Genomic DNA, 20,877 nt, shown 5'->3' with positions numbered 1-20,877 from the left:
TCAAATCCAGTCGGGGGTAACATTTTGCATACACTTGAGATTAAAGATTTACACGTCAAAATTAAGGCAGAACCAGAGCATCCGGAGATATTAACCGGAGTCAATTTGAAATTGGCAACGGGCGAGATTCATGCCATTATGGGTCCGAATGGTACAGGTAAGTCGACGTTGGCCGAGACGATCATGGGCAATCCGGCTTATGAAGTCACTCAAGGCGACATTTTAATTGACGGCGAGTCGATTCTGGGCATGGCTGTTGATGAACGGGCGCGTGCCGGGTTGTTTCTCGGTATGCAGTACCCGCAGGAAATTGCTGGGGTGACAAATGCAGAATTCATTCGTGCGGCGATCAATGCGCGGCGACCAGAAGATGATCAGATTCGCATTAGCGATTTTTTGAAACAATTAGACAAGACGATGGCAACGCTAGAAATGCCGGAATCAATGGCAGATCGTTACCTGAATCAGGGTTTTTCCGGTGGTGAAAAGAAGCGTAATGAAATTCTGCAACTGATGATGATTCATCCGCATTTTGGCTTACTGGATGAAATTGACTCCGGCTTGGATATTGATGCACTGCGGATCGTTGCCAAAGGCGTTAACCTGATGCGCGGACCGGAATTCGGTAGCATGATCATTACCCATTATCAACGCCTATTGGATTACATTATTCCTGATGTTGTGCACGTCATGAAAGGCGGCCGGATCATCGAAAGCGGTGGCCCTGACTTAGCCAAAAAATTGGAAAAGACCGGTTATGAACACCTTAAAGTGGGTGAACAAAATGGTTGAAACAACCACACTGCCGGCGCCTAACCTGCCTAAGTTCCCGTTGGCGCGCTATTTAAAGAACCAACCTGATGCAGTTGAAGATCGGGTCGTTTTGCATGCACCTCAGGCAATTGCTTATGCAGCCGGATCAAGTGAAGTCCAACGTTTTACGCCGACAAACTCACTCGATGCATGGTTGCTGCGGTCACCTCAAGGCGCAACGACGGTTGATATTCCCGCTCATTTTGTCAGCGGCGATGACCCCATCGTCTTGACTGGGCCTAAAAACGCCGGTGGGTTATTGTATGTTCATGTTGGCAAAGGCGCTAAAGTTACCCTACAGGAAAAATGGGCCAGTGGTGGCCATGTGTTAGGCATTTGGCTCATGTTGGTGGTTGAAGCTGACGCAGACGTTAATTGGTTGAGCTATGATAGCTTTACTGCTGATACCGTGTTGGTGAATCGGACAGCGACATTAGCCGCAAATGCGAAGCTTAACTGGACATTAGCCGGGTTTTCGCATAATTCAGGATTGAATCGGGTTGATGTGCGACTGTTGGGGCACAATGCCGAAGTAACAGTTAACGTCGGCGTGTTGGCGTCCGGCAATCAGCATGTCAATTACACGACTTCGGTGACCAATGAAGGTCAGCATACAGTAGGGCATATTAATCAACGCGGTGTGATTACTGGCAATGCCCACCTGATGTTTAATGGCATTGGCCACATCATCAAAGGGGCCCGCGGAAGTGATGCCCAACAGGAAAATCGGGTGCTGATGCTTTCGCAGCGCGCGGAAGGCGATGCCAACCCGATTCTGTTAATTGATGAAAATGACGTCACAGCCGGCCATGCCGCTTCCGTGACGCGGGTGAACGCCGATCAGCTTTACTATTTAATGAGTCGCGGACTTTCCGCGACCTTAGCAAAACGATTGGTGATTCGTGGCTTTTTGGAAGGCGGCTTGGCTGAAATCGATGATGTTCGGCTGAAGAAAGAATTGTTTGCAACGATTGATCGAACGCTGGTGGCTGAAGATGCGTGAACAATTTCCGTTTTTTAAGGCTCATCCTAATCTGGTTTATTTAGACACCGCTGCGACTTCCCAAAAACCGCAAGCTTTGTTGGATAGCCTGCAAAATTACTATATTAATGACAATGCCAACGTGCATCGCGGTCTCTACAAGTTGGCTTATGATACGACTGAGGCATATGAAAGTGTTCGCCAGCAAGTCGCTGATTTCCTTCATGCCCAAAGTGCTGAGGAGATTATCTTTACCCATGGCACGACGGATAGTCTGAATTTGGTGGCGAGTGCTTTTGGACCACATGCGGTGCCTACTGGTGGTCGGATTGTGGTTAGTGGTGCCGAACATCACAGTAATTTTATTCCGTGGCAGCAGCTTGCTAAGCGTCAGCAGGCAACCTTCGTGGTAACGCCCGTTCATTCGGATGGGACGGTTGACGTACCTGCTTTATTAGCCGCCATTACCCCAGGCACTAACCTGGTGGCGATTGCCCAAGTGACGAATGTTGCCGGCGATACGCTGCCAGTGGCAAAGATCGTCAAGAAGGCACATGACATGGGAGCCTTTGTTGTCGTTGATGGCGCTCAGGCGGTTGCTCATATGTCGGTTGATGTCCAAGCGTTAGGTGCGGACTTCTATGCCTTTTCCGGGCATAAAATCTATGGGCCAACAGGTATCGGCGCACTTTATGGGCGGGCTGACTTGTTAGCGAAAATGCCACCGATTCAATTTGGGGGCGAAATGATTTCCGAAGTTCGTGACCAAGGAAGTACATGGGCAGATGGGCCGATCAAGTATGAGGCCGGTACGCCTCACATTGCCGGTGTGATCGGTATGGGCGCGGCGTTGCACTGGTTTCAGGAAAATGTTGATGCTGCGGCGTTGCAAGTCGAACATGAACTAGCGAATCAACTGCGGACCGCGTTGAGAGCCATTCCGGATCTGACGGTTTATGGCAATGATGATAGTTTGGCAACGGTTTCCTTTAATTTAACTGGTATTCATCCTCACGATGTCGCCACCTTCCTTGACGAGCAGCAAATCGCCATACGCGCCGGCCATCACTGTGCCCAACCGCTTATGGCAAGGTTAGGGATTCCGGCCACGGTGCGCGCCAGTTTTGGCATTTACAACAATCAGGATGACGTCACGAAATTGGTTGAAGCTGTTCAGGCCGCAAGGAGGTATTTCCATGGCATTGACTAAGCTAGATCAAATGTATCGCGCAGTGATTCTCGACGAGGCGCAACACCCGCGGCATCACGGTGTTTTAGCCGATTTTGATCACGAAATCACGGTGCGCAATCCCAGCTGCGGCGATGTTTTGCACTTGCAGATTAGTGAAAAGGATGGCAGGGTGAACGATGTCGCTTTTTCCGGCAATGGCTGTACCATTTCTCAAGCCAGTGCCAGCCTGATGACCGATCAGATTCTAGATAAAACACCGGCTGAAATCGAGCAGATGGTGGAAACTTTTTCCGACTTGATTATCAAAGGTGATGTTCCTGATGCTGACCGGCTGGGGGATGCAGCCGTGTTAAAAGGGGTTCACCAGTTTCCGGCACGCATCAAATGTGCCACGTTAGCATGGAAAGCAGCTGCGCAAGTTTTGACGGAGAAAGGTAAAACCGATGACTGAGACAAAAAATACTAAAAATAACGAAACTGTTGCGGCGGATATTGACTTTTTACCTGACGAAAACCCCGCTGATTTCAAAGACGATATCACGCCGGTTTATTCAACCGGGCGTGGGCTTACCAAAGAAACGGTGCGTGCCATCTCGGCGGAAAAGCATGAGCCGGAGTGGATGCTAGATTATCGGCTGAAGGCGTATGAGACTTACCGTAAGTTAGCAATGCCTAATTTTGGTCCGGATTTGTCGGATTTGGATTTGGATAATATGCTTTATTTCCAAAAAGCGACGGATCGCACGTATCGTGACTGGGATGATGTGCCGGATACGATCAAGAAAACGTTTGATCGCCTCGGAGTGCCGCAAGCAGAGCGAAAATATCTGGCTGGTGCCAGTGCCCAGTACGAATCTGAAGTGGTTTACCACAATATGCGCAATGAATTTGAAAAGCTCGGGATTATTTTCATGGACATGGATTCAGCCTTAAAAGAATATCCTGAGTTGGTGCACGAATACTTCGGAAAATTGGTTAAGCCGAGTGACAATAAGTTTGCGGCGCTTAATGGGGCGGTTTGGTCTGGCGGCAGTTTTATTTATGTTCCTAAGGGCGTCCAGACCGATGTGCCCATTCAAAGTTACTTCCGAATCAATGCGGAGAACACAGGACAGTTTGAGCGGACTCTCATCATTGTGGAGCCGGGTGCCCATGTTAACTATGTCGAAGGGTGTACGGCACCAAATTATTCCAGTGACAGCTTGCATGCAGCTGTCGTTGAGGTTTTTGTCAAAAATGATGCCTATTGTCGCTACACGACGATTCAAAACTGGAGCAAGAATGTGTTCTCGCTTGAAACCAAACGGGCTCAGGCGCTTGATAATGCCACGATGGAGTGGGTTGACGGCAATCTTGGCAGTAAGACGACCATGAAGTACCCTAGCGTCTATCTGGATGGCAAAGGGGCGCACGGTACGATGCTCAGTATTGCGGTGGCTGGTGAAGGCGTTGATCAGGATAACGGGGCACGCATGATTCATAACGCGCCGAATACGAGCAGTTCGATTGTTTCTAAATCCATTGCCAAAGATGGCGGGGCGGTTGACTACCGCGGAACGGTCCGGTTTACCAAGAAAGCCGATAACGCCTTTTGTCACGTGGAGTGCGACACCATTTTAATGGATGAAAAGAGCTCCAGCGACACCATTCCCTACAACGAAATCCATAATTCGACGGTCTCGATGGAACACGAAGCAAAGGTTTCAAAGGTTTCGGAAGAGCAGCTGTATTATTTAATGAGCCGCGGCATCTCTGAAGCTAAGGCAACCGAAATGATTATCATGGGTTTCGTTGAGCCATTTACCAAAGAGTTGCCGATGGAATATGCGGTTGAGTTGAATCGCCTCATCGGGATGGAAATGGACGGTTCGGTTGGGTGATGCTGTCGTAGCGCGGTTTACACGGGTTTAAAGGACAATGAAAAAAGACATTAGCTAAAAACTTCCCACAAAAAATTTGATTAACAATATCTAATTCGTTTAGGTTTGCCTAAAAACAACCAATTGCTGAAGATGTGTTACAACACAGACGATCAGCAATCGGTTGTTTTTTTGAATAAATTATTAGGCAAACCTAACTTTTTGTTTTATGATAGATGCGGTACCAAAATGGCAACATTGAGGGGGCTGCTAATGGACAACTATGATAAAGCAAGGAAGGTCTTGCAATCAATGGCGCTGTCTAAGATTGCACAGGAGACTGGCATCAGCATTGGCCAAATCTGGCATTATCGTGATCGTCATGAGGGTATTGAAAAGGCGCCGCCAGCTTATGTGGAGCGAATTGCGCGTCTGTATCGCAAAAAGCGCGTCTAAGGTGGGCAAAGTTGGGATGGGGTAGTCGATGAGAGGAAGTGGCCAACACCTTTTAAGATAAGGCTTGAGAAGTAAGCATGACGATGTTGTCTTGAGTGAAGAAACTTGGTTCGCTCAGACGGTGTCGGGCCGTTGGGACTGCTGATCCGAATATCGACAAGACCGCATGGCAAGCGGGATAGCTGCCATGCGGTCTTGTCGTTTTTTGATCTTTAGAGTGAGTGGACGCTATTTAGACACGGGTGCTACAATGGGTAAATGTATGGATTGGCTATGGCTAATCGCATCGTGACTTCTGGGTGGTACATCATAATAAAGCGTCAGGAGGAAGATCATGGCTGAGGACTTGGAACATTTCATTAAAATAATGGCGCTTGGCATTCCAACCATTAAGCCAGATGAGAAGCGAGCTTTTTTGGGCAACTTTCGCGAACGGGTAGCATTAGCCGTGACGATTCAGCAACTGCGGGATGCCCGAATTACAGCGATGCTTGACTCGGTGCTGACACGTTATCCTGGTTATCGAGTTTTTTTAAATGGTCGGATGGGGGAAAGCTTAGTCAACCAATATATGTTGCAAGCACTGGCGCATCAATATCCTTTTACAATTATGAATCAACCGGGGATGCGCGTCATCAAGCGCGTGTTGCCGACTGACTTTGGCTGGGTACTGGCGCATCCAACTCAAAAAATTAGTCGCCCGATTTTGCTGTAGAACCAGCAACCATAGAATCGGTTGGCGACAGTAAATCGCACCGCAACGCCATTTAGCTTTAAAAGGAGGCCCATTTTGACGCAACTAGATACCATTCAAACCACAGTCCAACAGTTACGGACTTTATTGAATCAAGGTAAGATTTTCGCAACATTGCCTGATATGCTGGGAAAAGTCATTGATAGTGTCGCAACAGAATCAAAGACGCGGGTCAGCGTTCCTCGCGATGATAAAACTGCCATTGTAAGAATTCGTTCCATTCAGAAACGGATCAAACAAACGAGTGATCCGAGCGTCACTGATGATGAGATTGCCTTTTTGGTGACGCATTTGGCCAGTACCAAGCCAGCTGTTCGGGACAAAGGCGTTTTTTTCTTATTCAATGATTTATTCCAGGCAGAAGCGTTTACGAATGAACAAGTCAAGGCGCTTTTTAAACGTCTGCAAGCGCCGGATGTTTTGTTCAGCCACATTTTTGAGCCGCAAAATGATGCCATATTTCTGCGAAGTTTTGCGGTGATGATCTTGAGTGGCATGATTTATGCCGACCAGAATCGCTATCATATTCTTAGTAAAGCCGATTATCTGGCAGTTGTACAGAATATTGGTACGTATATTCTGCTTGAAAAAGATGGCCGCGGCTATGTCGAAACCAAAGGCTGGGCCCATGCATTTACGCATATTGGCAATATGTTGGAAGAACTGAGTCAAGTCGATATGTTGCCGCGATCCGAGAAAGTCTTCTTGATGGCCGCAGTCGTGGAAGCTTGGCGCAGGATTGAGACGCCGTTGATTTTTGGCGAAGACCATCGAATGGCTTTGTATCTCAGTAGCATTACCAACGTTAATCAGTTTTATAGCGAGACGCTTTTAATGTGCCTTAAGAACTGGCAACACACGCTGGTTAATATTCGACCGCAGGAATCTTACACTTTCTGGGTTCGGTGGTACAATCGCAATCGCCTGTTGCAGGCGTTGACATTACGAGCTGATTTACCGCAACCGGTTACGGATTACATTCAACAAATTGTCGATCTTTTCTAATTTTAAGCAAGTTCTATGTAAGTGCAATTGGTACACTTATTAATCTTACTGAAACCAGGATGAAGTTGATTTTTATGGCCTATGCTTTGTAACAATTTTTGTAGGTCAAAGTAATAGAAATATTTATGTATAAATATAAATATTTAGATATTGTAGTATGTTTGTTTTGACTTTGTGACCTTTTTCATTATTGAAGCTCAAAATTTAAAAAAATTTTTTACAAAAAAAGAATAAATACCAGTTGTTATTGTTAGCTTTTAAAACCACTTATCCGTATAATTGACACTAGGTTAGGGGGAGACCCCGTGACTTCTATGTTGATTTGTTAAAAGGAACACTGGGGAGTGATAAGTGTGCGAAAGGAGCAGCAAACGTTGCGGATTTTGGGGGATAAAGTCCGCTACTATCGCAAGTTAAAAGGCCTATCTCAGGCGGAACTGGCAGCAAATATCTGTACGCAGGCAACGATTAGCCTTATTGAAAAGCGAAATAAGGTTCCAAGTATGAATATTCTGATGCGGCTTATTAGCCGTTTGGGGATTCAACTTGATGATATTGTTGTTGAACATCATGATCGGATCCAACAGTTGCTGAATGCGATTGATTATCAAATCCAGCACCATCAATACGGGGTTGCAGCAGATAATCTGAGCAAGATCCGGCTGGATAAGATTAAAAGCGAAGATGATCAAAAGCGTTATTACTATTATCAAGGAATCATCGAGCTATTCAAGAACAACGCACCTGACGAGGCCATTTATTTCTTTGGTCGGGTTTTAAGCCCGCTTGTAAATTCAGAGCGTGATTTATATGCCATTTTGGCAACCCTCGGCTTGGGACTGGCATATGCGGACAAGCATACCTTTGATCGTTCGCGGGTCTACATCGATCAGGCATTGCGCATGTTAAAGCATGTGCCATTGTCTGACAGTAAGTATCTCGATGTGGAACTAACGATTTATTGGCATATTGCGCGCGTATACTATGAACTAAGTGATTTTAAAGCTGTTTTGAAGTATACCGACTACGGCATTCGTGAAGCGGTCAAGCACGATAAGCTTTTTTTGCTTGACGAACTTTACACTTTGCAGGCTCGGGCCTTGAAATTACTTGGTAATCCGGAGGCACCTAAGAGTTATCAAATCGCCATTGCGTTTGCACAGGTTACCGGTTCCACTGCACTGGCGGCGAGTCTTGCTGCCGAAATGGTGACACAAAAGCCAAACAGCGAAACGGCATAGCCGCAAGCCACCGGCAATCGTTTGGTGATCGTCAAAAATACCTGAGGCTTTCGTCCTGCATCTGCTGATGTAGTTGGCAAAGGTCTCAGGTTTTTTAATGTCGTCTATGTGTGGAATCATTGAATGACACGTTGGCAACTTTGCGCTAACCATTCCAATTTAGCCTAGCGATTAGTCTTCTTGAGGTTGATCAGCCGGTTTTTTGGTACTTGCCAATGCCGGCTTGTTGGTCAAGTCAGTCCGAACCACGAGGACATCGCATAAGGCGTTCCGTGTGACGTATTCGGTGACCGATCCAATTAACAGACGTTCAACGGCGTTTAAACCAGTTGCCCCAATCATGATCAGATCGATATTTTTAGCTTTGGGGATGTCTCTGGCGATGATTGTTTTTGGTGCGCCGTATTCAATGCTGAAACTGACCTTGTCCAATCCGGCTTTCTTGGCCTGATCGACATAACCTTCCATGGTGCTCTTAGCGTTTTCTGTTACTTGTTCGACCATCGCTGAATCAAAGCTGGAAACGTTCTGGAACGCTCGGGTATCAACGATATGAATAAGAATTAACTCTGCCTGATTTCGTTTGGCAACGGCAACCGCTTTTTTGAATGCTAACTCTGCTTCATATGAGCCATCAATCGCAACCAAAATATGTTGATATTGTTGTAACATTCCTCATCACCTCTATCTTCATTGTACTTGATTCCATCGGGAAATTAAATGAAAAGCATTTCACAACTTCATCTGGGTCAGGCTGATAAAAACAAAAACTGTTGCTAAAAAAGCGCCGAAAACCAAAATGACCAAGTTCATCCACATCGGGAACAAAACTCCACCGATGATGGCGAGGATGCCGACAAGGGTGAAAAGATAGGCAAAGATCTTGAGAAAACGCGTCATGCCCGGAGCCGGTTTTTTGATAATCAGAAAGTTTTGATAGCGATGAAGCCATGTGTAGGCTGCCAATCCAAACAAGGCGACCGCGTAAATGCACATTAAAATGATTGTCAAAGGATCAGTCCTCCCTAGCTGTTTGCTTATATTATGCCACAGCAGTAAGGAAAAGCGGTTGACTTTTTAAATATTGCGATCGTGTATACACATGACCCTGGCAAGAACTAGCGGTTGCAAGACAGATACTTGCATCAGCTGTTCTGCGATTTTGGCATGAAAAAAGCCGGCACGGAGCCGGCCAAAAACATGATTGGTTTTTTTTGAAAGACTAAATGGTGCCGTTTTCTTCCCGGATCGTTGAAACCCGCTGCTAGCTATGTGGGTCCAGACGTCGTAGACATTAGCCGCTAAGTGAAATAGCAGCACCGTCTACGGCTCTTCCGGTCCCAAGGTCTCGATACTGTTCGGTCAACTGATAGTTAAGGAAGCGCGAACACCTTAGAACTTTCACTGTTATAGTAGCACGGGAAGCCGCATGGGTGCAAGTGGAAACGCTTTCGTTACTTTTTCTTCGACTTCTCGGCATCACGCTGCCATTTTTCAAGTTGTTGTTGACGCTGAGCCAGCGCGGCTTCATAACGTCCGGTGGTTTTAGGATGGTAGTATTGATGATGTTTGAGATTATTTGGTAAATATTGCTGCGCTACCCATCCATTAGCGTAATTGTGTGGTAGTTTGTAACCTTGACCATGTCCTAGTTGCTTGGCGCCGCGGTAATGGGCATCGCGCAGATCGTCCGGAATCTGGCCGGCGTTTCCGCTTTCAACGTCAGCCAAGGCGGCGTCAATCGCCTTGATGCCTGAATTACTTTTAGGTGCAAGGCAAAGATCAATCACAGTATCGGCGAGGGGAATGCGGCCTTCAGGAAGCCCTAAGCGTTCGGCGCTTTGAATCGCCGTTAGTGTGCGGCTGGCAGTTGCCGGATTGGCTAAGCCGATGTCTTCATAAGCGATCACTAACAACCGGCGTGTAATGCTGTTCAAGTCGCCAATTGCGATTAATCGGGCGAGATAGTGTAAGGCAGCGTTCACATCAGACCCGCGAATGGATTTTTGAAACGCCGAAATAATGTCGTAATGCGCATCGCCGTTGACATCTCCAGCTAACGATGGCTTTTGTAGGCTTTGCTGAATGGTCGTCAAGTCAACACTGATGGTGCCATCGTGATCTGCTGGGGTTGATAAAACGGCGAGCTCAAGACCGTTAAGTGCGGCTCGTAAATCGCCATTTGTTGAGTGGGTGAGGTATTCTCGCGCTTTGGGTTGTAAGTTAACCTGATACTTGCCTAGACCGCGTTTTTCGTCTGCCAGTGCGCGATCGATGGCGGTACTGATGTCATCAGGAGTCAGCGGTTTGACCTGGAAAATCTGGGTGCGACTGCGAATAGCTGGTTGGATATTCATATAGGGATTTTCAGTAGTGGCCCCGATCAAGATAACTCGGCCGCTTTCGAGTAACGGCAGCAAAAAGTCCTGTTTAGTTTTATCTAGTCGATGGATTTCGTCTAGCAGCAAAATTACCGTGCCACTCATTTTGGCTTCTTCCGCGACAATTTGCAGATCTTTTTTAGTGTCAGTGGCAGCATTTAAAATGCGAAAAGCATATTTCGTACTGCCAGCAATGGCGCTGGCGATGCTGGTTTTTCCGGTGCCAGGTGGGCCATAAAGAATCATTGAACTTAGGCGGTGGGCACTGACCATGCGACGGATAATTCTTCCTGAACCGACAAGATCCTGTTGCCCGACGACTTCATCTAAATTTTGTGGGCGCATGCGATAAGCAAGCGGTTGTTGCAAAAAAATTCCTCCTTGTAAGGCTTTCGTTGAGTGATGATAGTGGGTTTAGTTGTCTTTCCTTGACTGAAAATCCACGTATCGGATTATCTTGTTTTCTGGCTGGGATTCGGTTCGCGCTTTCGCCGACAGCGTGTTAATCTAATTCTAAATCATCACTTAAAGGAATGACATATTGTGAACCATTATTGGCAACTGATTCAAGAACAACATTTATCTGATTTGGCCACGCAGACCCGCGTTGCCGTTGTGCGGACGGTGAAGCCGGTATTACCGGAAGGGGTTCAGCTGGCTGCTTGGCCCCAGTTAAGTCGACATGCATTGGTACAGCCTTTGTCAGTTTCGACGCTTCAGGTGGCGACACCGTTACTGGACGACTTTACGGGTGTGATTGCTGAATTACGTGCGGGACTCAGTCGTATTTGGGCAAATTTGCCTGAGGGCGGGCGTTTGCCGGTCTTTTCCAAAGAGCGCGTGAATCAGCAAGTCGTGCGCATCGTGTTGCCGGAAACGCTGTTTGAACGCTTGTATACTGCAGAAAATTTTCAGGGTCAGGGTCCGGATTATGTGGCTTACCGTAATAAGGTTTACGATTTGATTGCCAATGGTTTGATACGACAACTGCCTTTGATAACCTATCTGTTCGCAGCGTCACCAGCGTCTGGTCATCAGGCATTTTGGCCATCGCCGGATCAGGAGCAGCATTTGGTTCAAAAAGTGACCGATCCGGACCATCTGGATCGAACGCTAGCCATGGATATCATGGTCGAACTTGATCCTTACGCTGCCAGTGGTATAACGTCCCAAATGCTGACTTTTTTGCGGGATAGTTGCTGGTTTGCCTTGAGCCAGCCAGCGATTCCGGTAGCGGTGGTGAGCGAAGTACGGCGCCATGCCTTGGAAGAAGCCCGAAAAATTGCCGCGATGACACCTGCAACACCGGTCAAGGAACTAACAGCGAACATGGATGCAATGGCCACGTGGTTGAACCATATGGGGATGACGGCGCAGCAGAAGCAGGCGTTTGAACTGATGCAAACTCGTTTGATGAAACCGGAGACAACGCTTGCCGGTCAGGTTGCAGCGAGTTTTGGCGATAAGAACACTGCGGCTAATTCGTTAAGTGAGGAAGCTTGCGCGGATTTGGCGGGTGCGGATGGGTTGCCGGGAATGGTTGATTTGTCAGGTAATACGCAAGCGTTAGTGCAGGCTGCCATTGATGGCGGTTATCAATTTACGCTGTTGGATCGGCAGCAGGGGTTGGTGCAAGTTGAGACAGATATGCAAACACAAGTGATTGTCGATGGTACCATTACCCAATACACCCCGGGCAATGCCTTGGTAGTTGCGACGCACCGGCATGCTGCAAAAAAAATACTTGCTGCGGCTGGTATTCCGGTGGCCCGCGGTGCGAAATTCACCCGGTGGCCAGATGCCAAGTCGGCGTTTGAGCGAAGTTTTGCACATAAAAGTATTGTTGTTAAACCGGAAGCGCGCAGCCAAGGCGTTGCCGTTGAGCAGTTTGCCGTCCCACCGACTGAAAAACAATTTGCACGTGCTTTTCATGAGGCCAATCGTCATCATGGAGTTTTAATCGAGATGATGGCACGTGGAACGACCTATCATTTTACCGTTGTCAATCGGCAAGTTCTCAGTGTGTTGGAGGCCGCGGCGGCGAATGTGGTAGGGGATGGCCGAAAAGCCATTAAAGAATTGGTGGCACTGAAAAATGGGACGCGACCGGCTGCCCGTCAGTTGCAACTTGATGCTGCTGCTCTACGTCAATTGAAGTTGCAGTCGGTGACCCCCGAGACCGTTTTGCGCCGTGGTCAGCAAATCTTTCTGGCCACTGCAGCTCACCCGCAAACCGGTGGCGATCTTTATGATGTCACGGATGAGATTGATGGAAGTTATAAAAGGCTGGCTGTTGAGACAGCGGCAGCCCTTGATCTGCCAGTAGCCGCGGTCGATATCGTGATTGATAATCTGTATGCCGCCTATGATCCAGACGTGGCAGGACAGGCGGTGGTGATCAGCGTTAATCCAGCGCCAGACCTGACCTCACTGGAGAAGCCGGACATGGGCACACCGCGCTTCATTGCCCCCAAATTGTTAAATTGGTTGTTTGCTGAAAAGTAATTGATGTCACAAAAAGTTCTGCCGTCTCCACTAAATAAAAGTACCCCCAGAAACGTGCGCGTTTTGGGAGTAGTTACTTTCATATTTTTATTGAGTTGAACCATGCCGGTGATGGTCTGCTTACAGATGCTTGAACAAATCAAAGCCGTATTTTTTTGGTTTGGGTTTGTCTTGATCTGGATCCAGTGGTGGCAGGTCGATCGTGTTTTGGTTGATTGCTTTATCTGAAACAATCAGCAGGCCAGCAGCTTTTTCATCGGTTTGGGCGGTTTCATTTGCCACCAAGGTAAACGGAATGTTGGCGCCAGTCAGCATTTTCATGTAAGGGCCCGTGACGGCGTTATCAAGTTTACCGTTTAATAAGGCTTTGTAGCCGTGGTCATGAAAATCTTTTAGCAGAGGTGCCACTTGTTGCTGGCGCGCAGGGTCCGCCAATTCTTGGTTGGAAACGCGCAAGGCAACTCTTTCGCGTAATGAACCCATAAACCGCCGCCGCTCATCGGGGTTGGTCTGCGGGGGACCGTAAAGTGCATTATTCAGATGCTCCTGCATGTTATCGTCTGACATATTAAAAAGTCCTCCTCTAAGTGAGTTAGTCTAAGCGGCGATTGTCAACTAATCGTCGCTGCTCCCATGCTTCTCATTGTAACATGATCCGGTGCAAAGAAAGGAGTGAGCGATCAGTGTTTACGAAAGAAGATTTCACAGTTTTTGCGGAACCGACACTTGCTGCACGAATGACTTTAATCCGTGAACGATTAGATCCAAAGTTTGCCGAGGCTGCCAAGACGATTGTGCCATTGCTGCAGCAATTCGATCAACCGGTCTTTGCTCACATTGCCAAACATCAGCGTCGCCATAAGAATCCGCCTCCTAACACATGGGTTGCGTTTTCCACGAGTCGCCGTGGGTATAAAATGTTGCCGCACTTAGAATTAGGTTTTTGGGATGATCGCTTGTTTTTGTGGCTTGCTTGTTTGCGTGAAAGTAAAACGGTACCACAATTGTTGGCAGGTATTGAGCCGATAATGACAAAACTACCCGGCCAGTGGTTGATCGCCGATGACCATACTACCAAGGCTACGATTGCGCTAAGCCCAACCACACTGACGCAGAAGATCACGCGGTTTGAGACAGTTAAAAATGCCGAGTTTCTGATCGGGCAGGTGTATGTAGCCAAAGATCCCATTTGGACAACCCCGGATGTTTTGTGGACACAGATCCAGCGGCGTATCGCAGACCTGGCACCGATATTGGATCAGCTTGTGCAAAACGTGGCGGCTTGCGAGGCCGACAAGTGAATAACTGGCTATCAATTAGCCGCGAGGAAGAAGTAGAATGGAAGCTTTTAAAATCAAGCATGCTGAAGTTCAGGGTGGTAAAATCACATTGAATAGAAACTCACGTTGTTTAAGAGGTCAGCCTGCTTCGAGCGGCTTTGACACCTATAATAAGGAGAAAGCTCATGCCAGATATTCGGTTTCATAGCGTCTTTGATATTATTGGTCCCGTTATGGTCGGACCCAGCAGTTCTCATACTGGAGGGGCGGCGCGTATTGGCAAAGTTGTTCGTGATATTTTTGGCGAAAAACCGGAAGTCATCACTATCTATTTGTATGAATCATTCGCCAAAACCTATCGTGGTCACGGGACAGATGTGGCACTGGTTGCCGGACTACTGGGGATGGCGCCTGATGACCCACGGCTGCCGGAATCCTTGAAATTGGCATACGACCAAGGGATTAAAGTCAGTTTTGTGCCGAAAAGCGATAAGGTCGATCATCCCAATACGGCGCATATCGTCCTGCAAACTGGCGATCATCGACTAGCGGTGACCGGCGTTTCCATTGGCGGCGGTAATATTCAGATCACAGAAATCAATGGCTTCAAGATTTCGTTGAGTATGGGCCAGCCGACTTATATCACGATTCACGATGATGTGCCAGGGATGATCGCCAAGGTGACCGGCATTTTTTCCAGTGCAGGCATTAATATTGGTACCATGACCGTCACGCGAACGGCTAAAGGTAAGCAGGCGATTATGATTATTGAGGCTGACGATTATCAAACTGATATTCTGGCGAAGCTGAAGTTGCTGCCACACATGCGCAATGTGACCTATTTCGAGTAAATCGCATTTAAAATGTTGTCACGAATTGCCTGGTAAAGGAGTCAAAGATGTTTTATACCGTCAAAGAGCTTGTTGAGCAAAGTCATGCTTTTCCTTCCATTGCTGCGTTAATGGTGCACACGGAAGTTGAAAACTCGACCCGAACCGAAGAACAGATTCGCCATTTGATGAGCCGCAACCTTGAAGTCATGGAGCGTTCGGTTAAAGAAGGAATTGCCGGTGTAAAAAGCGTCACTGGGCTGACCGGTGGCGAGGCAAAGAAGTTGAACACTTATATTAACGGGCAGCATTTTATGAGCGGCCAGCCGATTATGGAAGCGGTGCGTAATGCGATTGCCGTTAATGAAGTGAATGCCAAAATGGGGTTGATCTGCGCAACCCCGACTGCAGGATCTGCCGGTGTTTTGGCGGGTGTTTTATTGGCGATGCGCGATCGGCTGCATCTGAGTCACGATCAGCAGCTGGATTTTCTTTTCACAGCCGGTGCGTTTGGCTTGGTGATTGCTAATAACGCCGGAATTGCCGGAGCAGAAGGCGGTTGTCAGGAAGAGGTCGGTTCAGCCAGTGCGATGGCCGCGGCGGCTTTGGTGACGGCTAACGGCGGGACAGCGGAGCAAGCGGCCACAGCCGTTGCGATCACCTTGCAAAACATGATGGGGTTGGTGTGCGATCCGGTGGCCGGCTTGGTGGAAGTGCCATGTGTGAAACGCAATGCGCTGGGTGCCAGTCAGGCCATGATTTCAGCTGATATGGCGCTTGCCGGTTGTATCAGTGTGATTCCGGCTGATGAAGTCATCGAAGCGGTCAATCGCGTGGGGATGCAGTTGCCAGCTACATTGCGAGAAACCGGTGAAGGTGGTTTGGCGACCACGCCAACGGGATTAAGGCTAAAGAAGAAAATTTTTGGCAAAGCGTAAGTGTCAAGGGTAACCGATTGAAGTATTTAGGTGAAAGGCAGCAATGATTCACCAGGGATGTCGCGTTTTGAAAGGAAGCAGACTGTGATCAATTTATATTTGGTTCGTCACGGCGAAACGGTAGGTAATGTGCGGCAACTAATTCAAGGTGTCACGAATTCGCGCTTGGATGCGCATGGGCGTAAGCAGGCATTTGCGTTAGGCTTGGGGTTGCGCGCAAGTGGTTTGAAATTTGATCGGGTTGTTTCCAGTGATTTGATTCGTGCTCAGGAAACGGCGCAGCAAATACTTTTGGGGATGGACGAAAAACAGTCAATTGAAACCAATAGCGGCTTGCGTGAAGAAAATGACGGTATTTTTGAAGGCCGCGAACTCAAGGATGTTTCAGAAGAAGTTTTTGGGGTCCCGGATTACCATCAACTTGTGACAAGTGGTAAGGTGCCACTCGAAGCCATTCCTGATAAGTTCCATGCCGCTGATGTGACCAATCAGGCAGAGAATACCCAACAAATTGTTTCCCGCTATGATTTGGCCTTGCGCCGAGTCGTTGCCGCAGCAGAAGCAGCTCATGAGACGAGCATTCTGGTTGTCAGTCACGGCACTGCCAGCCTGTTATGGTTACTGGCGCATGGTGGCAAATTGCCGAATCGCACTGAACTTAAAAATGCCAGCGTCAGCAAGGTTACTTATCAGAAAGGTCGATTTAAAGTGGGCTGGTTGGATAACACGACTTTTCGGGATCAGGGGTTACAAGAAGCGTGGTCACAATGACAGGATTGCAAAAACGTTGTCTGCTTAGCAAGTGAGCAGACTTTTTTTGTTCCCGAAAGTATTCCGATAATCCAAGTTTAAAAAGATTGTGCACTATCTAAAAATAAGCAGCACGCGTATACTGAAAGTGACTCAACCACTGGAGGCGATGCGCGATGAAGATGACGCCGGAAGTCTATCTTGCAAAGTTAACGAATTTATTGCTGGCACCGGGGACGAGAGCTTTCGAGCGGAAGCAGTTGCTTCAGGCTAAACAACAAGTTGAGGCTGGACAATCAGTCGGGGTAAGCTGGGATCAGTTAAAAGCCAGTTTGCGTCCGCTCGCAATTCGGGATAACCTGACGCCGGATTTAGCCGATTTTTATCGAACCCAGACCGGGGATGATGAAGCGGCAAGCGAAACTGATGTGAGTGCCCATTTTCAGCGCGATCTTGCCTATCAGGATCGCGCCATCTTTGCAGGTGGCTGTTTTTGGTGCATGGTGGAACCGTTTGTCGATATGCCAGGCGTTGAATCGGTTGTTTCAGGGTATACAGGCGGCCAAGCTGACCATCCGACTTATGAACAAGTGATCAGCGACACCACCGGCCACGTTGAAGCCGTTGAAATTATTTTCGATACACGGAAAATATCGTATCAACAACTTGTCGATCTTTATTTTCAACTGACGGATCCAACTGATGCATTGGGGCAGTTTCAGGATCGCGGTGGTCATTATCGGCCAGTGATCTTCGTGCGCAATGATGACCAGCACCGGATTGCTAAAGAAGCAAAAGCTAAGCGGGCTGCCTCGGACCGTTACTTGCGACCGATTGTGACGGCTATCGAGCCAGCAGCGACATTTTGGTTAGCGGAAAATTATCACCAAGATTTCTACAAAAAGAACCCTAAACGGTATCGAATGGTTGAAAAGACCCGGCAGCAGTTTCTTAAGTTTCAACATGCACAAGGCGATTTAAGGATGCTGTTGAAACGGCGAAAGCGGGCTTAAAAGCGGTCACGGTCTTTGAGGAGGTGACATGGATGCAGGCACCTAAACGACATTGGACGGAAGACGACATGCCTGATCTTACTGGTCGGTATGCGGTTGTCACCGGCGGCACAAGCGGCGTTGGTTTTGCCATGAGTAAAGCATTATTGAGGCATGGTGCAATTGTGATCATCATTGGCAAGAATCGGCTTAAAGGACAGGCAGCGGTTAAGAAATTAAAGCATGCAACCCATCGGCAATCGATTAGCTTCATCGCTGCCGACCTTAGTGATCAAACCGCGGTGAATCAGCTCGCCGATCAGCTTCTGGCTATGTTGCCGCAACTGGATATTTTAATTAACAATGCCGGTGTCATGATGCCAGCCAAGCGCACGATCACGCGCGATGGGGTGGAACTGATGTGGGCGGTTAATTACTTTGCCGGTTTTATCCTTACCTTGCGTCTAGTCCCGTTGTTGACAAAAACGCCAAATACCCACGTGGTGAACGTTGCGTCGATTGCAATGGGGCGGCCGCATTTAACCTTTAATCAGTTTGATGGGCGCCATTACCGTCCGTGGAGATTTTACGCCAACTCCAAATTGGCGCAGGCGATGATGGCAGTGAAACTCAATCAACTGTTTCAAGAGGCGGGGCAGTCGGTCATGGTCAATGGATCAAGCCCGGGATTAGCGGCGACCAGTCTTAAAACCATTCAGTCACGGGAAACGGCCTGGCCAATGCGATTGGCGGCATTGAGTTTTCACATCATGCCTTGGCTGCGTCAGTCACCTCGGCGAGCAGCATTGCCAGCGCTTTACGCCGCAACGGATACCCACGCGCAAGGCGGCGTCGTGTATGCACCGTCGTCATGGCACGGTCTGCGCGGTTATCCGGAGCTATGGCGCTGGAACAACCGGTCTGAATTACATGATCAGGACTTATTAAATCGGTTGTATCGCGCATCGCGGCAGGTTACTGGCGTTTGAATCAGGACATTTTCCAGACGCGATAAAATTAAAAAATAATCCAATTTCTTGAAAGGCTGGTTTGATCAATATGAAAACGGTTTTATTGATGTAGCACATGTTGTGGTAGACACAGCCATTACCACCAATATCTTGTATATGCAAGACTTACATTTCACAAAATATTGCGTCATAATAAAGATGTTCGTTATCATACGACGAAATTGAAGCGTAAAGGGGTCTTGTTTCGTGCAAACGTCTGGGAATTATTTTAGTTGGTTGCTGCATCAGTTAAAAGGGTGGCCGCAACAAAATTATTATTTGTTTTGGTTTGCGTTTGGCTGTCAGCTGATGACGCTGGTGGATGCCAAGATTACGGCTGTGACGGTGATTACGTTCATCGGAACCACTCTTGGCGTTCTTTGTGTTTTGGCCATCAACGCGACCAAAGCCGTTAATGGTTGGTTGGGGCTGTTGAGTGCGGCTTGCTTTATTTTTGTCGGGTACACGGCCCGCAACTATCTTTCGATGTTTGAACAGGTTGCGTATGTCATCACTCTTGACTTGCCGGTGTTGATCAGTGTGCGGACATGGAATGATGATACCAAGAATCATTTGAAGACTTTCAACTTGCAAAAGTGGGTGCTGTCGATTGGCTTTACACTAGTTGTTTGGGCTGCTAGCGCCTACTTAATCGGGCGGTTCACCAATGACCCGCGGCCGATTTACGACGGCATGGCGTTTGCGATTTCGTTGACAGGCGGCATTGTTTGCTTCTTGCGTTACAATAACCAGTACTTCTGGTGGTTGTTCAGCGGCATCGCGCAATTGATTCTGTGGGCCGTAACATTTGCCCAAGGCGATGCCAGCTTGGCGATGGCCATCAACTCCAGCATTTATGTTATCAATGATATTCTGGCGTTCACGGTCAGCCCATGGTTCAACCGCGGTCGTAAGCAACTTGGCTTGAAGGCACTTTAGGTAGTCTTTTTGCCGCTGTTGTGGTAGTGTTTTGATTTGTTGTCGTTATTTCATTCGGATAATTGAGGAGCGAGATTCGTGATTTACATTCTGGGTAGCATTGGTGCAGGAAAAACATCACTGACAAAAGTTTTGTCGGCGGACATGGAAGCCCCGGCGTATTATGAAGATGTTGAAGGCAATGGCATGATTGCCAACATGTTGCAGAAATTTTATGGTGCCGGAGCTGATAGTCGCAAACGCACAGGTGCCATGTTGCAGATTGCTTTTCTAACCTTCCGTTATCAGCAATTAAAAAAAGCCGTTACCCAGGAAAATGCCATTATGGACTCCTCGCTTGAATCTGACTTTGTGATGGCGTCACAGTTGCATAAACATGGTGAAATCGATGATGTCGATTACAATGTTTATGTTACGCTATCGCAGGAGATGCAGAGCAATGTGAATGGCAGTCCTTGGAACGGTTTGCCGGATCTGGCGGTTTATTTGAAAATCGACCCCGACCACGAGCTTGATGAGATTCAGAATCGCGGTCGAGATATGGAAGACGTTCGCCAAAAACCGGAATTAGTGGACTATTATCGGCGCGTGAACACTGCTTATCAGGAATGGGCTAAAGGTTACACCCGCTCATCCATGATCACCGTCGATCGCGACCGCTATGATTTTATCCATTCTGCAGCTGATCGTGCGACAGTGCTTGATCAAATCGAAACCAAATTAGTCGATTTAGGCAAGCTATCGCCAAAAGCATTTGATGCCCTACAAGCCAAACATGCAGCCGATGATTCAGTCTCCAAATTTGCCTGATTGTTGGGCCAGATTTGACAGTTTGCAGCAGTGAAAAATGGTTCTCAGTCAAATGATCCTGATTCTGGGTCGGTTGCTGGGAACCATTTTTCGTTTTGGCAGGGGAAATGTTTTTTGCATTTGATCTAAGAAGCGAAAAC

General features: G+C 47.8%; 22 protein-coding genes. 18 read left to right on the top strand and 4 right to left on the bottom strand.

Annotated elements, in window-relative coordinates; translation table 11 throughout:
• Window positions 1-24: 24 nt before the first annotated feature.
• The 9 genes from sufC to BVJ53_RS10500 all read left to right on the top strand — a co-directional run bounded on the left by sufC (window position 25) and on the right by BVJ53_RS10500 (window position 8,302).
• On the top strand, window positions 25-792 hold the full coding sequence (gene sufC / locus BVJ53_RS10540) for a Fe-S cluster assembly ATPase SufC (protein WP_129302354.1): 768 nt from the start codon (window positions 25-27) through the stop codon (window positions 790-792).
• On the top strand, window positions 785-1,816 hold the full coding sequence (locus BVJ53_RS10535) for a SufD family Fe-S cluster assembly protein (RefSeq protein WP_129302353.1): 1,032 nt from the start codon (window positions 785-787) through the stop codon (window positions 1,814-1,816). Before sufC ends, BVJ53_RS10535 begins: the two co-directional genes overlap by 8 nt.
• Complete coding sequence (locus BVJ53_RS10530; protein WP_129302352.1) at window positions 1,809-3,005, top strand: aminotransferase class V-fold PLP-dependent enzyme; 1,197 nt, start codon at window positions 1,809-1,811, stop codon at window positions 3,003-3,005. Before BVJ53_RS10535 ends, BVJ53_RS10530 begins: the two co-directional genes overlap by 8 nt.
• The gene (gene sufU, locus BVJ53_RS10525; RefSeq protein ID WP_129302351.1) at window positions 2,992-3,438 is read left to right on the top strand and encodes a Fe-S cluster assembly sulfur transfer protein SufU; all 447 of its coding nucleotides are present in this window, start codon (window positions 2,992-2,994) and stop codon (window positions 3,436-3,438) included. Before BVJ53_RS10530 ends, sufU begins: the two co-directional genes overlap by 14 nt.
• Window positions 3,431-4,867 carry a Fe-S cluster assembly protein SufB gene (gene sufB, locus BVJ53_RS10520; RefSeq protein ID WP_129302350.1) on the top strand — a complete coding sequence of 479 codons (1,437 nt, stop codon included), beginning with the start codon at window positions 3,431-3,433 and terminating at the stop codon, window positions 4,865-4,867. Before sufU ends, sufB begins: the two co-directional genes overlap by 8 nt.
• 252 nt (window positions 4,868-5,119) lie before the next feature.
• Complete coding sequence (locus BVJ53_RS10515; RefSeq protein ID WP_025012620.1) at window positions 5,120-5,302, top strand: hypothetical protein; 183 nt, start codon at window positions 5,120-5,122, stop codon at window positions 5,300-5,302.
• 334 nt (window positions 5,303-5,636) lie between these two features.
• Window positions 5,637-6,017 carry a DUF1694 domain-containing protein gene (locus BVJ53_RS10510; protein WP_129302349.1) on the top strand — a complete coding sequence of 127 codons (381 nt, stop codon included), beginning with the start codon at window positions 5,637-5,639 and terminating at the stop codon, window positions 6,015-6,017.
• A 75-nt stretch (window positions 6,018-6,092) separates the two neighbouring features.
• Window positions 6,093-7,061: a DUF2785 domain-containing protein gene (locus BVJ53_RS10505; protein ID WP_129302348.1), complete on the top strand. Its 969-nt coding sequence runs from the start codon at window positions 6,093-6,095 to the stop codon at window positions 7,059-7,061.
• 353 nt (window positions 7,062-7,414) lie between these two features.
• Window positions 7,415-8,302 carry a helix-turn-helix domain-containing protein gene (locus BVJ53_RS10500; RefSeq protein ID WP_129302347.1) on the top strand — a complete coding sequence of 296 codons (888 nt, stop codon included), beginning with the start codon at window positions 7,415-7,417 and terminating at the stop codon, window positions 8,300-8,302.
• A gap of 171 nt (window positions 8,303-8,473) precedes the next feature.
• Here BVJ53_RS10500 and BVJ53_RS10495 read toward each other — a convergent pair whose 3' ends face one another.
• From BVJ53_RS10495 to BVJ53_RS10480, 3 genes are all read right to left on the bottom strand, one after another.
• Window positions 8,474-8,974 (bottom strand): universal stress protein, encoded by a 501-nt coding sequence (locus BVJ53_RS10495; RefSeq protein WP_129302346.1) that lies wholly within the window; start codon window positions 8,972-8,974, stop codon window positions 8,474-8,476.
• Between the two features lie 60 nt (window positions 8,975-9,034).
• The gene (locus tag BVJ53_RS10490) at window positions 9,035-9,313 is read right to left on the bottom strand and encodes a hypothetical protein (protein WP_129302345.1); all 279 of its coding nucleotides are present in this window, start codon (window positions 9,311-9,313) and stop codon (window positions 9,035-9,037) included.
• A gap of 443 nt (window positions 9,314-9,756) precedes the next feature.
• Complete coding sequence (locus BVJ53_RS10480; protein WP_129302344.1) at window positions 9,757-11,052, bottom strand: replication-associated recombination protein A; 1,296 nt, start codon at window positions 11,050-11,052, stop codon at window positions 9,757-9,759.
• A gap of 171 nt (window positions 11,053-11,223) precedes the next feature.
• Here BVJ53_RS10480 and BVJ53_RS10475 point away from each other — a divergent pair, with 171 nt between their 5' ends.
• Entirely contained in the window at window positions 11,224-13,188 is a 1,965-nt protein-coding gene (locus BVJ53_RS10475) for a glutamate--cysteine ligase (protein WP_191983446.1), read from the top strand.
• 120 nt (window positions 13,189-13,308) lie between these two features.
• On the opposite strand, the gene BVJ53_RS10470 is transcribed toward BVJ53_RS10475, so the two are convergent.
• On the bottom strand, window positions 13,309-13,755 hold the full coding sequence (locus tag BVJ53_RS10470) for a YueI family protein (protein ID WP_129302342.1): 447 nt from the start codon (window positions 13,753-13,755) through the stop codon (window positions 13,309-13,311).
• Window positions 13,756-13,871: 116 nt separating this feature from the next.
• Between BVJ53_RS10470 and BVJ53_RS10465 the strand changes: the two genes are divergently transcribed.
• From BVJ53_RS10465 to BVJ53_RS10430, 8 genes are all read left to right on the top strand, one after another.
• Window positions 13,872-14,489, top strand: a complete 618-nt coding sequence (locus BVJ53_RS10465; RefSeq protein ID WP_129302341.1) for a DUF1054 family protein — start codon at window positions 13,872-13,874, stop codon at window positions 14,487-14,489.
• A gap of 164 nt (window positions 14,490-14,653) precedes the next feature.
• Complete coding sequence (sdaAB, locus tag BVJ53_RS10460) at window positions 14,654-15,319, top strand: L-serine ammonia-lyase, iron-sulfur-dependent subunit beta (protein WP_129302340.1); 666 nt, start codon at window positions 14,654-14,656, stop codon at window positions 15,317-15,319.
• Window positions 15,320-15,366: 47 nt separating this feature from the next.
• Complete coding sequence (sdaAA, locus tag BVJ53_RS10455) at window positions 15,367-16,236, top strand: L-serine ammonia-lyase, iron-sulfur-dependent, subunit alpha (RefSeq protein ID WP_129302339.1); 870 nt, start codon at window positions 15,367-15,369, stop codon at window positions 16,234-16,236.
• Window positions 16,237-16,320: 84 nt separating this feature from the next.
• The gene (locus BVJ53_RS10450; protein ID WP_129302338.1) at window positions 16,321-17,007 is read left to right on the top strand and encodes a histidine phosphatase family protein; all 687 of its coding nucleotides are present in this window, start codon (window positions 16,321-16,323) and stop codon (window positions 17,005-17,007) included.
• 161 nt (window positions 17,008-17,168) lie between these two features.
• Window positions 17,169-17,999, top strand: a complete 831-nt coding sequence (gene msrA, locus BVJ53_RS10445) for a peptide-methionine (S)-S-oxide reductase MsrA (RefSeq protein ID WP_167470193.1) — start codon at window positions 17,169-17,171, stop codon at window positions 17,997-17,999.
• 32 nt (window positions 18,000-18,031) lie between these two features.
• Window positions 18,032-18,967: an SDR family NAD(P)-dependent oxidoreductase gene (locus BVJ53_RS10440; protein WP_129302336.1), complete on the top strand. Its 936-nt coding sequence runs from the start codon at window positions 18,032-18,034 to the stop codon at window positions 18,965-18,967.
• Window positions 18,968-19,195: 228 nt separating this feature from the next.
• Window positions 19,196-19,927 carry a nicotinamide riboside transporter PnuC gene (gene pnuC, locus BVJ53_RS10435; RefSeq protein WP_129302335.1) on the top strand — a complete coding sequence of 244 codons (732 nt, stop codon included), beginning with the start codon at window positions 19,196-19,198 and terminating at the stop codon, window positions 19,925-19,927.
• A 78-nt stretch (window positions 19,928-20,005) separates the two neighbouring features.
• Window positions 20,006-20,737: a deoxynucleoside kinase gene (locus BVJ53_RS10430; protein WP_129302334.1), complete on the top strand. Its 732-nt coding sequence runs from the start codon at window positions 20,006-20,008 to the stop codon at window positions 20,735-20,737.
• Window positions 20,738-20,877: the final 140 nt, after the last annotated feature.

The sequence above is a fragment of the Lacticaseibacillus chiayiensis genome, assembly GCF_004123795.1.
Classification (GTDB): Bacteria; Bacillota; Bacilli; order Lactobacillales; family Lactobacillaceae; genus Lacticaseibacillus; species Lacticaseibacillus chiayiensis.
The sequence above is the reverse complement of the archived record's forward strand: the minus strand, read 5'-3'. Positions and strand labels throughout refer to the sequence as shown.

What these genes read in the sequence shown, in the direction of transcription:
- BVJ53_RS10535 (WP_129302353.1), top strand. Translation starts at nt 785, where the DNA reads ATGGTTGAAACAACCACACTGCCGGCGCCTAACCTGCCTAAGTTCCCG.
- BVJ53_RS10530 (WP_129302352.1), top strand. Translation starts at nt 1,809, where the DNA reads ATGCGTGAACAATTTCCGTTTTTTAAGGCTCATCCTAATCTGGTTTAT.
- sufU (WP_129302351.1), top strand. Translation starts at nt 2,992, where the DNA reads ATGGCATTGACTAAGCTAGATCAAATGTATCGCGCAGTGATTCTCGAC.
- sufB (WP_129302350.1), top strand. Translation starts at nt 3,431, where the DNA reads ATGACTGAGACAAAAAATACTAAAAATAACGAAACTGTTGCGGCGGAT.
- BVJ53_RS10515 (WP_025012620.1), top strand. Translation starts at nt 5,120, where the DNA reads ATGGACAACTATGATAAAGCAAGGAAGGTCTTGCAATCAATGGCGCTG.
- BVJ53_RS10510 (WP_129302349.1), top strand. Translation starts at nt 5,637, where the DNA reads ATGGCTGAGGACTTGGAACATTTCATTAAAATAATGGCGCTTGGCATT.
- BVJ53_RS10495 (WP_129302346.1), bottom strand. Translation starts at nt 8,974, where the DNA reads ATGTTACAACAATATCAACATATTTTGGTTGCGATTGATGGCTCATAT.
- BVJ53_RS10470 (WP_129302342.1), bottom strand. Translation starts at nt 13,755, where the DNA reads ATGTCAGACGATAACATGCAGGAGCATCTGAATAATGCACTTTACGGT.
- sdaAB (WP_129302340.1), top strand. Translation starts at nt 14,654, where the DNA reads ATGCCAGATATTCGGTTTCATAGCGTCTTTGATATTATTGGTCCCGTT.
- sdaAA (WP_129302339.1), top strand. Translation starts at nt 15,367, where the DNA reads ATGTTTTATACCGTCAAAGAGCTTGTTGAGCAAAGTCATGCTTTTCCT.
- msrA (WP_167470193.1), top strand. Translation starts at nt 17,169, where the DNA reads ATGACGCCGGAAGTCTATCTTGCAAAGTTAACGAATTTATTGCTGGCA.
- BVJ53_RS10440 (WP_129302336.1), top strand. Translation starts at nt 18,032, where the DNA reads ATGCAGGCACCTAAACGACATTGGACGGAAGACGACATGCCTGATCTT.